This window comes from Streptomyces sp. NPDC026246 (assembly GCF_055567995.1).
The window spans coordinates 19,106-34,837 of record NZ_JBVHPJ010000008.1 but is presented as its reverse complement, the minus strand read 5'-3'; the positions used below and the strand labels follow the sequence as shown (position 1 = coordinate 34,837).

Genomic DNA, 15,732 nt, shown 5'->3' with positions numbered 1-15,732 from the left:
TACGGAGGCCGTGTCACGGCGCTGTCCGGGGCAGCCTGCGGCCAGCACTCGGCTGTCCGTCGGTTGTGTAACGGAAGTCGGAACAGGGTAAAGACGCGGGGGGCTTGAGGATCGTTTGGGGTGATTTGCCCACCCGGGCGCTGTGACGTTCGCGGTGACGGGAAGCCCGCCTCCGTGATCCGCCCGTGGTCTCAGGTCAGCGGCAGCCGGTACAACCCGCCGGGCATCGGCTCCACCAGACCGTCGGCGACGAGCCCGTCCAGGGCGCGGGCCCGCTGCACCGGCTCGTGCCACACCCGGTCCAGGGCCGTCTGCGGCACGGGCCCGTGTGCCTCGCGCAGCACGGCGAGCAGTCGCCCGCGCACCTGCCGGTCGGTGCCCGCGTACGTCTGGCCCCGGCGCGGCGGCCCGTCGTGCGCCGGCTTGCCCGCCAGCCGCCACGCGCAGCTCGCGGCGATGGGGCAGCGGTGGCAGGACTCGTTCTTCGCCGTGCACACCAGCGCGCCCAGCTCCATGGAGGCGGCCGCCCAGCGCGCGGCGGTCGGCTCGTCCTCCGGCAGCAGGGCGCGGGCCAGCTTGCGCTCGGCGGCGGTGGTGGCGTTCGGCGGGTACTGCGTCCCGGTGACCGCGCGCGCGAAGACCCGGCGCACGTTGGTGTCCAGCACCGGGTGGCGCTGCCCGTAGGCGAAGGAGGCGACCGCGGCGGCCGTGTACTCGCCGATGCCGGGCAGGGCCAGCAGCTGCGCGTGATCGGCCGGTACGTCCCCGCCGTGCCGTTCCGTTATGGCGACCGCGGCGCCGTGCAGCCGCAGTGCGCGACGCGGGTAGCCGAGCCGGCCCCAGGCGCGGACGGCCTCACCGGGGGCCTCCTTGGCCAGGTCGGCGGGGCGCGGCCAGCGGGCCAGCCACTGCTCGTAGACGGGCAGCACACGGTTCACCGGCGTCTGCTGGAGCATGAACTCACTGACCATCACGCCCCACGCCCCGGCCTCGGGGCGCCGCCACGGCAGGTCGCGGGCGTTCTCGTCGAACCAGTCGATCACGGGGGAGTGCAGGTCGGCACCGAGGGGTGTGCCGGGGGTGGCCGGGCCGGCGGGGGAGGGGACGGGGTGCGAGGGCTTCGTGGGAGCAGTCATGGCCTTCCGATGGTGCCACGCGGGGCCGCCGATCCTGGCACACCACCACCCGCAGGGCGACACCGAAACCGGTGATCGCCACCGGTCCGGCCCCGCCACGCCGCGTGGGCGTCCCGCCGGGCACCGGTGGCGCCGCGCCCGGCTCTGAAGGCCGGAGTCCCGCGCGGCGCCGGCGCCGCGCCGTTCGACTCGGTGTCGCTCCACCCGGCGCGCCGGGTACGTCGTGCGCTCGGGGCGCCGCGGGCGGATCGCCCTCCGGCGCGAGCCCGGTCCGCCCCCCTTCGACATCAACTCGCGTCGCGCGCAACGCAGTCGGGGGGCGGGGGTGAACCGGGGACCACGGACACCTGCGCACGGCAGCGGACTTGGGCGCCCGACACGCCCGGGCACCCTTGCCATGGCCAGAGGTGCAAGGAACGCACTAGCGAAGCGGGCGTCCCCGAGGTCGATGATCACACACTGTGAACAGTGAGCCGATCTCGTCACCGTGCGCGATCACCGGGTCCCGTATCCGGCGAACGACGGGGGTGGCAACGGCAGTTCCGGAATGATGATCCGGAAAAGTTGAGGTCCGAGCGGCGGGTGAAACGGGTGAACGCGCCGAACTCTCGTAAGGTTTGCGCCGTGGGATCTCTGCGCAATCCGGTCGGTCCGCTTCCCTCCTCCATCTACTGGCGTAGGAGGGTCGTACTCGTGTCCGTGGTCGCCGTGTTGGCGCTGCTGATCGCCTGGATCGTGTCCATGGGCGGTGGGGGCGGCGACGGTGACGGCAACGGCGCCGACGGCAAGAATCCCGCGCCCTCCATCACGCCCGGCCCGTCCGGCTCCGGCCCGGCGATCAGCCAAGCACCCGGCGGCCGCGACGAGTCGGGGGACCCGGGCTCGGGCGGCTCGTCCGCCGGGTCCGGCGGCGGTTCCGGCGGGGGCTCGGGCGACGGTTCCGGTGCGGGGGCCGGCGGCGGCTCGGGCTCCGGCGGGTCCACGGGCGCGGGCGGCGCAGGCGGCTCCGGCGGCGGCACCGGGACGGGCGTCGGCGCGGGCGACACCCTGCCGGCCGGGTCCACCCTGCCCAACTGCACGCCGAGCGCGGTGAAGTTCAGCCTCCGCAGCCGCCACAACACCTACGACCCCGAGCAGACGCCCACGTTCCTGCTGACCGCGCGGAACGTCTCGGACAACGACTGCAAGATCGATCTCGGGCCGGAGAGCGCGGTGTTCACGATCTCCGCGGCCGACAGCGACGACGACTACTGGTCCTCGAAGGACTGCCCCAAGGCCGCGGGGCACCAGTTGTTCCGGGTCCCCTCGGACAGCGGCATCACCTACACCGTGAAGTGGAACCGCAAGCCGAGCGCCGCCGAGTGCGCCACCCCGCCGGCCGGCTCGGCCAAGCCGGGCACGTACCTCGTCGAGGCGAAGGCGCCGGGCTTCGCAAAGGTGCAGACGTCCTTCGTCCTGTCGGCCGACTAGGCGTCGCCACCGCGGCGGAAAACCCGCCCCGACCCGCCCCGGGGGACGGGCGGGTGCGGGGCGGGCGGGAGGGGTGGCTTCAGGCGTCGCGGCGTCGGGTGGTCAGGTAACCGGCGATCACGGCGGCCGCGGCCCAGGCGGCGAGCACGCCCAGGCCGGTCCAGGCGTTCAGGACGGTGTCGTCCGGCGGGTCCCGGTAGAGGATGAGCCCGCCGGCCACGTCGGGCAGGAACTGTGCCACGGTCCGGACCCCCGGAACGCTGTTCAGGATCGTCGAGATCATGAAGAACAGCGGCACCAGGATGCCCATGGTCAGCGCCGAACTGCGCAGGACGCTGGCGAGACCCATGGCGAAGACGCAGAGCAGCGTGGTGTACAGCACCGCTCCCAGCAGACAGCGCGGCACCCCGTCGTCCAGGAGGGAGACGTTCCGCGCGTCGCCCATCACCAGCTGGGTGGTGAGGAAGCCGGCCGTCGCGACGAGGGCGGAGACCACCAGGGCGGTCGCCGCGCCGGTGAGGATCTTCGCGCCGTAGAAGACGCCGCGCCGGGGCACCGCGGCGAGGGACGTGCGGATCGTCCCCGACGCGTACTCCTGCGTCACGATGAGCACGCCGAAGACCACGAGCGCGATCAGTCCGAGGCGCAGGCCGCTGAAGCCGGCCGCCACCGGGTCGAAGGTCTTGAGGGCCTCGGAGTCGCGTGCGGATGCGCGCAGGTAGTAGCCGGTGAGGAGGGCGACCGCCACCGTCGCCAGGAAGTACGAGGCGAGGCTCCACACCGTCGCCCGGACCGTGCGGATCTTCACCCACTCGAAGGCCATCGCACTGCTGATCGGTGTCGTCACCGGCTCGCCCCCTGTCCTGCCCGGTACTCGACGGCGCCACCGGTGAGCTGCATGAACGCCTGCTCCAGTGAGGCCACTTGCGGGCTGATCTCGTACACGGTCACGCGCTCCTCGGCCACCAGGGCGCCGAGTTTCTCCTGGGTCGTCCCGGTCGCCTCGATCGAGCCGTCGGCGCCGGTGGTGGCGGAGATCCCCGCGGCGTCCAGCACGTCGAGCAGGCGCTCCGGCTGCGGTGTGCGGATCCGGATGCCGGAGCGGGAGTGGCGGGCGACGAACTCGGTCGTGGAGGTGTCGGCCAGGAGCCGTCCGCGGCCGATCACGATCAGGTGATCGGCGGTCAGCGCCATCTCGCTCATCAGGTGGCTGGAGACGAGGACCGTACGGCCGTCGGCGGCCAGCTTCTTCATCAGCTCACGGATCCACAGGACCCCCTCGGGGTCCAGGCCGTTGACCGGCTCGTCGAGCAGCAGCACGTCCGGGTCGCCGAGCAGCGCGGCGGCGATGCCGAGCCGTTGCGCCATGCCGAGCGAGAACCCTTTGGCCCGCTTGCCGGCCACCGCGGACAGACCGACGGTGTCGAGGACCTCGTCGACGCGCCGGTCGGGGATCCGGTTGCTGCGGGCGAGTGCCAACAGATGGCCGCGGGCGGTGCGACCGCCGTGCAGGGCCTTGGCGTCGAGCAGCGCGCCGACGGTGCACAGCGGGCGCGGCAGGTCCTCGTACCGTCTGCCGTCGATCAGCGCCTGTCCGGCGGTGGGGCGGTCCAGGCCGATCATCGCGCGCATGGTCGTCGACTTGCCGGCGCCGTTGGGCCCGAGGAATCCGGTCACCCGGCCGGGCTCGACGCGGAAGGAGAGTCCGTCGACGGCGAGGGTGTCTCCGTAGCGTTTGGTCAGGTCCCTTACTTCGATCATGGCTGTCCCCCTGCTGCTGTCGTGGTCCACGCGGCGACCGTGCGGGCCTCGCGGCCCGGGCCGGCGGTGGGTCGGTCTACTCGTCGGTCACGGGTTCCGCCGCCGTGCGGGCCACCGCGGCGATGCGTTCCAGGGCGGCTGCGTGCCGGCGGAACGCCTCCCGCCCCCGCCCGGTCAGCCGCAGATGGGTGCGGCGGGGACGCCCCTGGTTCTTGCGCACCTCGACGTACTCCTCGGCCGCCAGCGCGGAGACCTGCTTGGACAACGCCGAGTCACTGGTGCCGATCGCATCGCGCAGGAAGCCGAACTCCACCCAGGAAGCGGGCGCCAGCAGCGCGACGATCGACAGCCGTGCGGGCACGTGCAGGAACTCGTCGAAGTCCGGGTCCATCAGCCTCGCCGGCCTTCCTTGCGTACGAGTGCCTCGAACAGGGAACGCGTCCACTGCGCACCCGGCACGCTGGCGAGAGCGAGCACCACACCGGCCACGGTGTGCGGGGCCGGTGCGCCGACGGCGCCGGCGGCGGCCGAGAGGCCCACGAAGGTTCCGATGAGGATTGCTGTCACGGCCAATGCGAACAACTGCTCTACGGCGCTCGGCCGCCTGCGCACCGCCGAACTCCGCCGGTGGAGCACCCACTGCGCGGCGGCCAGCAGGGCGAGCGGCACGATCATCGCCCCGTTCCACGGCGTGGGCAGGTCGAACGACAGGCAGACCAGGAAGATCATCGACGCCGCGATCAGCACCACCGGTCTGGAGAAGCCCTGACGGGCATATGCGTCCCGGGTCTGGTCCTGGCGGCGGCGGATGTCGTCGAGTGCGGCCTGCGCGTCGTCGGAGGTCATGCGTGCCCCTCGCTCGTGCTTACTTTCCTGTCAGGAAAGTACCACCTACTTTCCTGACAGGAAAGTAGCGTGATGTGAGGTGGGTCACAGCAACCTTGTTCGGGCTTGCACGTGCGATCTCTCTGATCGAGGGTTGGGGCGTTCCGGTTGACCTACGGGGCACACGTCCTGTCAGAAGGGGCACCCACACCCTGAGTGCCTCGTCCGCTGAACACAATTCACATACGGGGGACTCTTCATGCGCATGTTCGTGCGTTGTACCGCTGCGCCCAGACGGAGAATCGGCGGCCCTGCGAAAGGCCGACACCCCCTCGCCTCGTGACGGGGGGCGGGGAGATGCTCTTCAGGATTCTCGGTCCGCTCCGCGTCCGGGGGGACTTCGAGCAGTGCTCGCCCGTCCGGCGCGCGATCCTCACCGCCCTGCTGCTGCGGGCGGGCCAGCCGATGGGTATCGCGCAGCTGGCCGAACTGCTGTGGGACGAGCCGCCGGTGTCGGCGGTGGCGAACATCCGCAGCCACATCACCGGCCTGCGCCGCGACCTGGAGCGTGCGGCGACCGGGCTCAGCGGCAGGATCCGCACCCACCGCGGCAACCAGAGCGGCTACATGCTCGACGCCGCACCCGAGGAGGTCGACCTGCCGACCTTCCTCACGTACTCACGGCAGGGCCGCAAGCTGCTCGCGCAGGGCGAGGCGGACCGTGCCATCGAGACGCTGGAGGAGGCCGTGACGCTCTGGCGCGGTCCGTTCGGCCAGGACCTGCCGCCCACCCGGTGGTTCGACGCCCACACCGCCGGCCTCAACAAGGCCCGACTGGACACCTACCAGGACCTGTTCACGGCCCGCATCCTCGCCGGCCGCACCGAGATGCTGTCGTACCAGATCGAGAGCCTCATCGCCGAGGCCGCCTACCAGCAGCGCCTGTGGGAGCTCCTGGCCGCGGTGCACTGCATCGAGGGCAACGCGGCCGACGCGCTGGCGGTCATCAAACGCTGCCAGAAGGTGTTCGTCGAGGATCTGGGCCTCAACCTCCCGCCGGACGTCGAGGCCATGCGGGCCGCCGCACTCGGCTGGGACCGCCAGCACGCGTTACGGCTGATCGCCGCCCGCACCCGGATGCTCAGCGTCAGCCCCGGCTGAGGCAGGGCCCGGCAACACCTCCAGGATCCGCAGGAGATCCCGGGCGGCCGCCTGCGGACCGTGTACCAGGCCGACTCCGGTGGCGTTGAGGACCACCTCGTCGACACCGGCGGCCCGGTACGCGTCGAGCCGCTCGTGGATCTCCCGCGCGCTGCCGTACAGGAACACGCCGCCGTCGATCAGCCGCGCCCCGTCCTCCGGCTCGCCGCGCACCTCGATGCCCGCCCGGCGCAACGTCGCCTGGTAGTGCGGGAGCTGGGCGTGCGAGCCGCAGGCCGCGGCCGCCAGGTCGACGGCCCTGCGGTCCGGTCCCGACAGGGCGACGGGAACGATGGCCGTGACCTTCAGCGGCTCGGGCAGGGTGCGCCGGGCCGCCCGCGCGGCCGGGATCAGGGTCTCGCCCAGGTACCGCGCCGACCCCATCCAGGTGATGGCGGTGTCGGCGACCTCGCCGGCCAGGGCGGCCATGCGTTCCCGCAGGACGCCGAGGCCCACGGACACCGGCGGCGCCGGTGTCCGCAAGAGGCTCGCCGACACCGCGTGGTACTCGCCGGCCAGATCGACGTGCGTCCCGGCGAGGAGGCCGCGCACGATCGACACGTACTCCCGCGAGGCCCGCAGGGGGCTCGCGTACGGCTTGCCCAGCAGGCTCTCCTGGAGCGACGCCGCGCCCGGCCCGAAGCCGGCGACCACCGGGTGCCCGGTGGTCAGGGCGACCGAACGGGCCTCCACAGCGGCGTGGAAGGGGGAGCGGAAGGGCATCAGCGAGACCCCGAAACCCATCGGGACCCGGATGCCGATGCCCGAGAGCCAGCTCGCCAGGTGGTGGGACTCGAGGACCAGGCCCTGTCCCTGCCACAGGCGTTCAGCCGCCGTCCAGCGCACCAGGTTGGCGAACGGCACCACCTGTTCGGGCCGGTTGGGCCCGAACGGCAGGAGGATCGAGTAACGCACTAGTTGCCCCGTTCGCGGCCGGACCGGACGTACAGCAGACCGGAGGCGATCGCCCCCGCCGCGACCGCGAACACGGCACCTCCGTAGTTGTCCTGGGTGATGGCGACGGCGGCGATGACGACACCGATGACCAGCGCGAAGCCCGCGCCCGTCTTGTTCTTCCTCATGACGGTTCTCCTGTCGCTGTCCCCGGGGGGACCTTGTGGGGGGTGGTGGTGCGGGTGGCCGGGCCCGTCAGCGCGACCGGGACGGCGGGGCCGTCCGCGCCCGAAGCGGCGGCGTGCAGCATCAGTTCGGTGTCGCCCACGCCGGCCCAGCCGAACATGTAGCCGAGCAGGGAGGTTCTGCCCACGGCGGAGGTGTGGAATCCCCTCGTCCGGGCCGCCGTCATGACCCGTTCCTGATGGTCGAACGCCCGGTCGAGGAGCGAGTCGTCGCCGAGCAGCCGGGCCGTGGCGATCAGGCACTGGACCACACCGCTGCTCCCGTGACACACCGACAGATCCAGCGGCCCGTCCTCGGGCAGCCGGGTCGCCCGGTCCGTCAGGCGGGCCAGCAGGCCGTCCGAGAGCAGCTCCCGCCGTCCGGCCGAGACCAGGATCTCGGCGGACGTCAGCAGCAGTCCTGCGGCGCCGTTGCACCAGCCCGGTACCGGTGGCTCGTCCCCGTCGGCCAGCCGTGCGGCCAGCCAGTCCGCCGACCGCCGGGCCAGGGCGCCGTCGCCCGTCACCCGGCCGACGCGGGAGGCGGTCCAGCGCAGACCGAGGTCGCCGTGCGCCACGTCGTACCAGTGGAAGCCCGCGAGCGGGCGTTCGGCGTGGGCGAGGACGAGGTCGCGCAGCCGCCCCAGCCGGTCCGCGCCGACGAGCGGGGCCTCGCCCGACTCCAGCCGCGACAGCAGCAGCATGAGCGGACCGGCGGGCCCGTTGGCCAGGTCGGTGTCCAGGCCGCCCGCCCGGGCCCGCGCCCCGATACCGTCGAGGACCCGTTCGAGCCAGCGCCGGTCCACCGCGTCGGGCCGGGTCAGCAGGAGCGAGACCGCCCCCGTGAAGACGCCCTCCGGAACCTGGAGCAGCAGGTCGCCGTACCGTGCGAGCAGCGCGTCGAGCCCCCGGTCGGCGGCACGGTGGACCTCGCGCAGCCCCGGCTCGTGGCGGGCGGCGTTCGCCAGGAAGGCGACGATGCCGCCGTTGTCGTGGAAGGACACGAAGTTGCCCGGGGTGACGGTGGGGGCGTTCCGGTCCGGCCCGATCCCGCACACCCAGCCGGTCTGCGGACCGTCCGGACCCTCGTACGACACTCCCACCGAGGCGATGACCTCGGCGATCCGCGACCACCGCGGCGACGGGCCGCCCGCGGCCGGGACACCGGCGAACACACTCTGCCCGCACAGGCTCCCCGGCGCCTGCCCGCCGGCCAGTTCGCCGAAGCACTCCTCCAGCAGGAACCGGTGGAACGCGTCGCCGCGCCGCGCGTTGAGGGCGAGCCCGCTGCGCGCGAAGTCCAGCGCGGAGTGCTGGTAGACACCCGGGAACCGGCTTGTGGGTGTGGCCAGTTCCGTGGAACCGCCGGGGGCGACGAAGTACGGCACGTTCCCGGTGTGCAGGTCGGCCTGCTCCCGCTCCCCGACGTACGCCGCGGCCTCGGGCGTGAGGTAGTCGGGGTACGTGCCCAGCAGCCGGAAGATCCGCGCCGCCTCCTCGGGCCGCCCCAGGTAGTCCGGGTGGGTCGCCGCGTCCAGGAACCGGCTGTAGACCATGGTCGACCGGATCAGGACCCGCACCGGCATGTCCGGGTAGCCGTCGAGGACCTTCGCCAGCCGTTCGTCGCGCACGGCCGCCAGCGCGTCCGTGCAGCCCGCCAGGATGTCGGCGAAGTGGTCCAGCGGGGACAGCGCGTCGGCGCCGAGGCGCGGAACGTTGTTCTTGTGCCGGTAGGTGACGTTCTCCCACTGCACGCGGATGCCGTCGGTGCCGGAGTCCCGGATCACCGGCCGGCGCATCTTCGACGCCTGCTCGCCCTCGACGCCGACGCCCGCCATGTTCAGGTCGATCGGCGAGTCGGGGCTGGACATCGGCACGAGCATCGTCGAGGCCACGGAGAGCTTCAACTGGTTGATCAGCACGTGCGGCAGCGAGTCGTCGGCCACGCCGGCGTTGGGCCGGACCATGGTCTCCGTGTCGATCACGCACGGGTGCTCACCGGCCGCCAGGAGGTTCTCCTCGTGCAGGTCGGACGCGCCGATCGAGCCGAACAGCGTGCACAGGGCGCCGAACCGGTAGAAGTAGCGGGCCGGCTGCCCGGGGTCGTGCATCGGGCCGGGCTCGACGAACCGCTGCCAGCCGTGCGAGCCGATGGTGAGCGACTCCGGTACACAGCCGCGCAGGGAGTGCTCGAGGTGGTGGTCCGCCACCGCGTACAGGTCGCGCACGAAGTCGTCGGAGACCAGCGGGCGCGGCTTGAACATGATCCGGGCGCCGTCCGCCAGGCGCACGCCCACGACCTGCCGGTTGTCGTTGTGCAGGTCCGCGCCGGTGGCGAACAGCCCGGCCATGGTGGCCTCGCGGGACGGCAGCAGGCCCGCGGCGGCCAGCGCGGCACGGTCCTCGGCGAAGGCGGTGAACAGGTCGGCGTAGGCCTCGAGCGAGTTGCCGAGCACGGTCTCCAGCCGGGCCCGGAGCACCGGGTGGGCGTCGAGGAGCCGGCGGCCGACGGCCGGGTCCGACAGGTGGTCCCGGAACCGGCGCAGGGCCCGGTCGCCCTCGGTGGTCAGGGGGAGGCCGCACTGCTCACGGAAGGTGTGGAACGCACCGATCAGCATGCGGAAGGCGTGCCCCTCGACGCTGGTGGCGAGGTCCTCCCACACCTGGTCCAGGAGCGGTTCGACGTGCTCCGGCGCGGCCGCCGCGGCGACGAGGCCGCGCAGCCGCCCGAGGACCCGGGTGCGGGGGATCAACTCCGTGTAGAAGGGGAGGAACGCGGGGATCGCGACGTCCGGTGCGGTCATGCTCGCTCGCCTCCGACGAGTGCGTCCACGGGTTCTTCTGCGGTCTGTTCCGCGGGCTGCTTCGCGGGCTGTTCCGTGGCCTGTTCCGCGGTCTGCTTCGCGGGCTGTTCCGCCACCTGTTCCGGCGTCGCCTCCGCGTACAGGTCCGCGTAGACCGCGTGCGCGGCCAGCAGTTCCTCGTGCGTGCCCTGTTCGACGATCCGGCCGCCGTCGAACACGTAGATGCGGTCCGCCGACCTGATGGTGGCCAGCCGGTGAGCGATGATCACCTGCGTGGCGCCGATGTCCCGGATGATCTCCGTGACCCGCCGCTCGTTCACGGTGTCGAGGGAGGCCGTCGCCTCGTCCATCACGAGGATCCGGGGCCGTTGCAGCAGGGCCCGCACGATCGCCAGGCGCTGGCGCTGCCCGCCGGAGAAGTTGGCCCCCATCTCCGACACCAGGGTCTTCAGCCCCATGGGCAGCTCCTCCAGGAAGTCGAGGATGCCGACGCTGTCGCAGTAGTCGCGGACCTGCTCCAGCGAGATGTCCTGGCCGAGCGTCAGGTTCTCGAGGATGGTGCGGTTGTGCAGGTGCACCTCCTGCGGGATGTACCCGATGGCCCGCCGCAGCGCGTCGCGGTCGTACTCGGCCATGGGCCGGCCGCCGAACCGGACGCCGCCCGTGGTGGGTTCGTAGAGACCGCAGATGATCCGGCCGAGTGTGCTCTTGCCCGAGCCCGACGGGCCGACCAGGGCCACGCGGGCGCCCGGGGGGATGTCCAGCGAGACGTCGTGCAGGACCGGATCGCTGTGCTTGGTGTACCGGAAGCCGACCCCTTCGACCTGGATCGACGTCGAGTCCAGCTCGGTGCGGCTGCCCCCGGCCGGCTCGGACGGGGCGTCGGTGATGTCGTGCAGCCGCGCCAGGTACCGCGACGCCTCGTTGAACTCGGTGTACGTCTGGAACACCGAGGTCGCCAGCGCGAAGTAGGTCGCGGACACCGCCTGCACGGCGATCGCGGCACCCAGCGAGATCTGGCCGCGGTTGACGAAGTACAGACTGGCCAGCAGCAGCACCACCGGACCGAACATCTGCGTGGTCGTCGTCAGCCCGGAGATACGGCCCTGCTGCAGCCGCATGCGGGCCTTCATCGCGTCGAGCGACTGGTTGTAGGTGGTGCTCCAGCTGTCGACGAACTGGTCGGCGTAGCCGCCCATCTTGATGGTGGGGATCGACACGATCGCGTCCAGCTGCGTGGACTGGCTCTTCGACAGGTGCGCGATCTCGGCGTCCACGGCCTCCAGCACCCGCACCCGGGTGACGGCCAGATAGGCGGCGTTCAGCAGGAACAGCCCGGACGCGACGAGTCCCAGCCGCCACTCGGTGACGAAGAGGTACACGCTGACGCAGACCAGCGTCCCGACGTCGAGGATGCCCTGGGCGACGCGCGAGGACAGCAGGTCGCGGATCGAGTTCACGCTGTTGAGGCGGAACAGCAGCTCACCGGGTTGCCGCGTGGTGAAGAACCGGTACGGCAGGGACAGCAGCTTGCGGAAGGTGTGGGTCATCAGGTGCCGGCCGAGCAGCGCGACCAGCGAGGACAGCACCGTGACCCGCACCAGGTGCAGCGCGAACCAGCCGACGGCCACCGCCAGCACCATCCCGATGACCTGGGACAGGTCGGCCAGCCCCGACCAGCGGGCGGTGCGGTCCACGGCCCACTCGGTGAGCATCGGGATGCCGAGCACCGCCCCGTAGCCGCTGAGCGACAGCAGCGCGACCAGGGCGATCCGCTGCCGGGACCCCTCGGCGAACAGCGGCATGCCGCGCCACTCGGACAGGGGTCTGCCCCGGGTGCGTTCGAAGTCGGGCCCCGGTTCCGCGGCGAGTGCGATGTGGCTGAAGCTCGCCTCCAGCTCGTCGCGCTTGATCCGGCGACGGCCCACGGCCGGGTCCATGACGACGGCCGTCTCGCCGTCGAACTTCTCCAGGACGACGAAGTGGTAGTCCTCCCAGTAGAGGATCACAGGGGAGGTGAACTTCTCCAGCGCGGTGACGTCCTTGATCCGATACGCCTTGACGTTCATGCCCCGGGAGGCGAGGAACCGGCCGAGCTGCTGTGCGGACAGACCGTCGCGGCCGGCGTCCATCGCCTCACGCGCGCTGGAGAGTTCCTCGGCACGGCCGTGGTAGCGCAGCAGCGCGACGCAGGAGCACAGGCCGCACTCGGTCTGCGTGACCTGGGTGACGGTGGGTACGTGGCGTGCCATGCTCATCGTCCCCCGGTGGTGAGGGTGACGGGGCAGACGCGGACGTCCGGGTCGAGCCGGTTGACCAGGTGCAGCACGATCCCGGAGGTCCCGACCATCAGGCTGTTGGTGTGGGCGTAGCGGCTGCGGGAGTCGTTCGTCTTGCGCAGGAACACGTCCGGTTGCAGCCATCTCCGCTCGATCGCGTCGAGTTCGGCGCGCAGCCCGGCGTCACCCGTGTCCCGGGCCAGCGCGGCCAGGGCGCCGTGGTTGCCCAGGTCCCCGTGGCACCAGGTGAGGTTGCGGCCGAAGCCGTGGCGCAGGGTGCCGGCCACGGCCCGGTCCCGCAGGGCCGCGCCCGCCTCGTCACCGCAGACGCCGTGGTAGGCGGTCAGGGCGAGGGCGATGCCGGTGGCACCGTGGCACCAGCCGGTGGAGAAGGACCTGGGGCCGGTGGTGCTGGAGAACCAGTTGCCCTCGTCCGCGTCGTAGAAGTCCTGCAGCCGCGCGGCCAGTTGCTCCAGGACCGGTTCGACCTGCCGGCGCCGGTCGGGGGACAGCTGCGGCAGGGCCCGGCACAGGGCGTGCAGGACTCCGCTGACGCCGTGGGCGAAGCCCGACTGGGACAGCACGCCCCGGGCTGCGGGACCGTCGGTGCGCAGCCCGTCCACGAGCAGGGAGGCCAGCAGGTCGGTGGCCGAGTCGGTGTGCGGCCCGCCGACCGCCGTCACGCAGGACAGCACACCGGCGAGTCCCCCGATGACGTCCAACGGCAGCTCACCGGGCGGCTGTTCGCGGATCTGCTCCAGGAGCAGCGGTACGGCGCCGCCGGCGGCTCGTATCCAGTCGTCCTGGCCGAGTGCCCGGCCCGCCGCGGACAGCCCGAACAGGATGCCGGCCAGCCCCGTGTAACCGCCGTAGCCGGCCTGCCGCACGCTGCGGGTCTCGTAGCGGTGACCGGCCAGGATGTCGGCGGTCGTGGAGAAGATCTGCCCGGCCAGGTCCCGGTAGGCGGCGACGTCCAGCACCCGTCCGGCCGCCGCGAGGGCGAGGGCCGGCCCGGTCCGGCCGGTGTACAGGTCGTAGCCGAGGACCCCGGGAGGCCAGGGCCGGTCCGTCTGCGCGGACGCCAGCGGGCCGATCCAGGTGCGCGGGAGATGGGCGAAGCGGTCGGGGCGGGAGGTGGCCACCAACCGGTCGCACAGGTCGACGGCGAGTCCGGCGAGCGCGGCGGGTCCGGCGAGCGCGGTGGGTCCGGCCGTTTCGTCCTCGGGCCGGCCGGACGGGCCGGTGGACGGCGCCTCGGCGACCGTGCTCCCGGACGGTGTCAGGTGGTTGTCGGGGAAGCGCGAGGCGAAGGCGGAGTGCAGCAGCCGCAGTTGCTCCCCGAGTTCGAACTCGGTCAGCCGTGAGCTCTTCATCAGGGCCTGGTCCAGCGGTGACCGGGCGAAGTGGGCACCGACCTCGGCCCCCGCGCCGTCGGTCAGGGCGGTGCCGGTGGCGGCGACCGTGAAGTACGGGACGTCCCGCTCGGCCAGTTGCCGCAGTTCGGAGCGGACGATCTGGCGGTCGGAGGTCTTGCTGGCGATCGCGATGCGCTTCAGCAGCGCCAGGAACGGACCGGTCGAGTCCAGCGCGTGCGGGCCGGACACCATCCGCAGCGTCTGGGAGTACAGCACCGTCGGGTTGTGGACGTAGCGGACCCGGATCCCGGCGGCGGCCTTGCGCAGCAGGGACGTCCAGCCGTCCGGGTCCGCCATGACGGCCCGGAAGACCCTGCTGAAGCCGTCGGCCATGCGCCGGCCGAGCTCATGGGTCTCGTCCTCGGTGAGGGCCCCCACCACGGTGTGCCGCTCCTCGACCGGCGCCGACCGGAAGGCGAGCCGCACCCGGTCGGTGAAGGGCTCGTCGAACTGCATCGATTTGAAGGGGGAGGCCCCGCGCCCCTTGTCGCCGAGGAATCCCAGGTCGACGTGGCCGCCGTCCCCGCCCTTGCCCGCCATGACCAGCGGGAGGATGCCGATGCCGTAGACGGACTGCCCGATGACGGCGTACGCGTTGCCCGGCGCCTCGGGCGTGGGGCCGGTGTGGACCCGCTCCGGGTGCAGGATCGTCTCGAGGTCGATCGGGAGCGGGCCGCGCCGGGTGGGCAGGATGTTCTCGAAGTGCATGTCACGCGCGTTGAGCAGGTACAGCACGGCGGCGAGTTCCCCGCTGTCCTGCATGAACCGCGCGGACATGTCGGAGACGTCCTCGGCGTCGATGAACTCCACGTAGCCGTAGCCGTCGCGTTCCAGGACGTCCGCCCAGACGAGCCGGGTGCCCAGCCGGTCGTTGAGCTCCTGCGCGATGGTCGTGTACGCGGCCTCGCAGGAGACGTCCCGGGGCTTGTAGACCAGGCGCCTGCCGGATTCGAAGGTCAGCACGGACACGGACCGGCCGTGGTGATGGGTGTCGCCCTCCGACGCTCCGAACGACACCAGCGGGTCGGCCGCGTCGATGCCGAACGTCCCGGCCAGGGCGGCCCGGTCCCGCGTGAGGCGCCCGCACAGCTCACGGATGCCGTTGGCCTCGTTGCGCAGCACGACCCGGATGACGTCCCGCAGCACGGGGAACGACAGGCCGCTCACGTCCTCGAAGGACGTCCGGCACGCCTCGCGGACGAAGTACCGGTAACGCTCCTGGGGCGTGTCGCCGCGCAGCACGCCCTGTTCCCGGGCGTGGTTGACGGCCGCCACCAGGGGGCGGGTCAGGACGTGGCGCAGGCGCACCTCGGCCCGGTCGAGCAGTTGCAGGAGCAGGGCGTCGGGGGCGCCGGGGTTCACGGCGAGCAGGGCCGGCAGACCGGACTCCGCGACGGGCAGGGCGACGGACCTGACGACGTGCTGGAACGGATACCGCTCGGGGTCGTTCAGCCACTGCGTCACGGAAGGCCGGCCGCCGGCACCGGACGGGGAGGGCGCGTGGTCTCCGGGCCCGTCGCGGAGGACGGCGAGTACCTCGTCGTCGTATTGCGCCAGGGGTGCGATGGTTTCCTCGACTTCGGCGCTGTCGAACTCTGGATAGTAAGGGGCTGGAGTTGTCATGTTTCGCCGCTCCATCTGTGCGCGTCGTCGAGGAAGGCAACACGAGGGCGGAATGAGAATCGGGGGACCGACGCTCATTCCGCCTCGGCGTGCTAAGCGCT

General features: G+C 72.2%; 12 protein-coding genes. 2 read left to right on the top strand and 10 right to left on the bottom strand.

The window, feature by feature from the left end:
• Window positions 1-191: 191 nt before the first annotated feature.
• Window positions 192-1,136: an HhH-GPD family protein gene (locus ACZ4M5_RS20685; protein ID WP_467738819.1), complete on the bottom strand. Its 945-nt coding sequence runs from the start codon at window positions 1,134-1,136 to the stop codon at window positions 192-194.
• A gap of 624 nt (window positions 1,137-1,760) precedes the next feature.
• Between ACZ4M5_RS20685 and ACZ4M5_RS20680 the strand changes: the two genes are divergently transcribed.
• Entirely contained in the window at window positions 1,761-2,606 is an 846-nt protein-coding gene (locus ACZ4M5_RS20680; protein ID WP_467738817.1) for a hypothetical protein, read from the top strand.
• Window positions 2,607-2,685: 79 nt separating this feature from the next.
• On the opposite strand, the gene ACZ4M5_RS20675 is transcribed toward ACZ4M5_RS20680, so the two are convergent.
• From ACZ4M5_RS20675 to ACZ4M5_RS20660, 4 genes are all read right to left on the bottom strand, one after another.
• Window positions 2,686-3,453 carry an ABC transporter permease gene (locus tag ACZ4M5_RS20675; RefSeq protein ID WP_467738815.1) on the bottom strand — a complete coding sequence of 256 codons (768 nt, stop codon included), beginning with the start codon at window positions 3,451-3,453 and terminating at the stop codon, window positions 2,686-2,688.
• On the bottom strand, window positions 3,450-4,367 hold the full coding sequence (locus tag ACZ4M5_RS20670; RefSeq protein ID WP_467738813.1) for an ABC transporter ATP-binding protein: 918 nt from the start codon (window positions 4,365-4,367) through the stop codon (window positions 3,450-3,452). Before ACZ4M5_RS20670 ends, ACZ4M5_RS20675 begins: the two co-directional genes overlap by 4 nt.
• A 76-nt stretch (window positions 4,368-4,443) precedes the next feature.
• Complete coding sequence (locus tag ACZ4M5_RS20665; protein ID WP_467738811.1) at window positions 4,444-4,758, bottom strand: transcriptional regulator; 315 nt, start codon at window positions 4,756-4,758, stop codon at window positions 4,444-4,446.
• The gene (locus tag ACZ4M5_RS20660) at window positions 4,758-5,213 is read right to left on the bottom strand and encodes a hypothetical protein (RefSeq protein WP_467738809.1); all 456 of its coding nucleotides are present in this window, start codon (window positions 5,211-5,213) and stop codon (window positions 4,758-4,760) included. The genes ACZ4M5_RS20665 and ACZ4M5_RS20660 overlap by 1 nt, the downstream gene beginning before the upstream one ends.
• A gap of 336 nt (window positions 5,214-5,549) precedes the next feature.
• On the opposite strand from ACZ4M5_RS20660, the gene ACZ4M5_RS20655 reads away from it, so the two are divergent.
• Entirely contained in the window at window positions 5,550-6,353 is an 804-nt protein-coding gene (locus tag ACZ4M5_RS20655) for an AfsR/SARP family transcriptional regulator (protein ID WP_467738807.1), read from the top strand.
• Here ACZ4M5_RS20655 and ACZ4M5_RS20650 read toward each other — a convergent pair.
• The 5 genes from ACZ4M5_RS20650 to ACZ4M5_RS20630 are packed head-to-tail and all read right to left on the bottom strand — an operon-like array spanning window position 6,303 to window position 15,631.
• Window positions 6,303-7,307 (bottom strand): LLM class flavin-dependent oxidoreductase, encoded by a 1,005-nt coding sequence (locus ACZ4M5_RS20650; RefSeq protein WP_467738805.1) that lies wholly within the window; start codon window positions 7,305-7,307, stop codon window positions 6,303-6,305. The two genes, ACZ4M5_RS20655 and ACZ4M5_RS20650, sit on opposite strands and share 51 nt — an antisense overlap.
• Window positions 7,307-7,474 carry a hypothetical protein gene (locus tag ACZ4M5_RS20645; RefSeq protein WP_398108747.1) on the bottom strand — a complete coding sequence of 56 codons (168 nt, stop codon included), beginning with the start codon at window positions 7,472-7,474 and terminating at the stop codon, window positions 7,307-7,309. Before ACZ4M5_RS20645 ends, ACZ4M5_RS20650 begins: the two co-directional genes overlap by 1 nt.
• Window positions 7,471-10,314, bottom strand: a complete 2,844-nt coding sequence (locus ACZ4M5_RS20640) for a DUF4135 domain-containing protein (protein WP_467738803.1) — start codon at window positions 10,312-10,314, stop codon at window positions 7,471-7,473. The genes ACZ4M5_RS20645 and ACZ4M5_RS20640 overlap by 4 nt, the downstream gene beginning before the upstream one ends.
• Window positions 10,311-12,566 (bottom strand): peptidase domain-containing ABC transporter, encoded by a 2,256-nt coding sequence (locus ACZ4M5_RS20635; protein ID WP_467738801.1) that lies wholly within the window; start codon window positions 12,564-12,566, stop codon window positions 10,311-10,313. Before ACZ4M5_RS20635 ends, ACZ4M5_RS20640 begins: the two co-directional genes overlap by 4 nt.
• A 2-nt stretch (window positions 12,567-12,568) precedes the next feature.
• Window positions 12,569-15,631 (bottom strand): type 2 lanthipeptide synthetase LanM family protein, encoded by a 3,063-nt coding sequence (locus ACZ4M5_RS20630; RefSeq protein ID WP_467738799.1) that lies wholly within the window; start codon window positions 15,629-15,631, stop codon window positions 12,569-12,571.
• Between the last annotated feature and the right edge of the window lie 101 nt (window positions 15,632-15,732).

What these genes read in the sequence shown, in the direction of transcription:
- ACZ4M5_RS20685 (WP_467738819.1), bottom strand. Translation starts at nt 1,136, where the DNA reads ATGACTGCTCCCACGAAGCCCTCGCACCCCGTCCCCTCCCCCGCCGGC.
- ACZ4M5_RS20670 (WP_467738813.1), bottom strand. Translation starts at nt 4,367, where the DNA reads ATGATCGAAGTAAGGGACCTGACCAAACGCTACGGAGACACCCTCGCC.
- ACZ4M5_RS20665 (WP_467738811.1), bottom strand. Translation starts at nt 4,758, where the DNA reads ATGGACCCGGACTTCGACGAGTTCCTGCACGTGCCCGCACGGCTGTCG.
- ACZ4M5_RS20660 (WP_467738809.1), bottom strand. Translation starts at nt 5,213, where the DNA reads ATGACCTCCGACGACGCGCAGGCCGCACTCGACGACATCCGCCGCCGC.
- ACZ4M5_RS20655 (WP_467738807.1), top strand. Translation starts at nt 5,550, where the DNA reads ATGCTCTTCAGGATTCTCGGTCCGCTCCGCGTCCGGGGGGACTTCGAG.
- ACZ4M5_RS20645 (WP_398108747.1), bottom strand. Translation starts at nt 7,474, where the DNA reads ATGAGGAAGAACAAGACGGGCGCGGGCTTCGCGCTGGTCATCGGTGTC.
- ACZ4M5_RS20640 (WP_467738803.1), bottom strand. Translation starts at nt 10,314, where the DNA reads ATGACCGCACCGGACGTCGCGATCCCCGCGTTCCTCCCCTTCTACACG.
- ACZ4M5_RS20635 (WP_467738801.1), bottom strand. Translation starts at nt 12,566, where the DNA reads ATGGCACGCCACGTACCCACCGTCACCCAGGTCACGCAGACCGAGTGC.
- ACZ4M5_RS20630 (WP_467738799.1), bottom strand. Translation starts at nt 15,631, where the DNA reads ATGACAACTCCAGCCCCTTACTATCCAGAGTTCGACAGCGCCGAAGTC.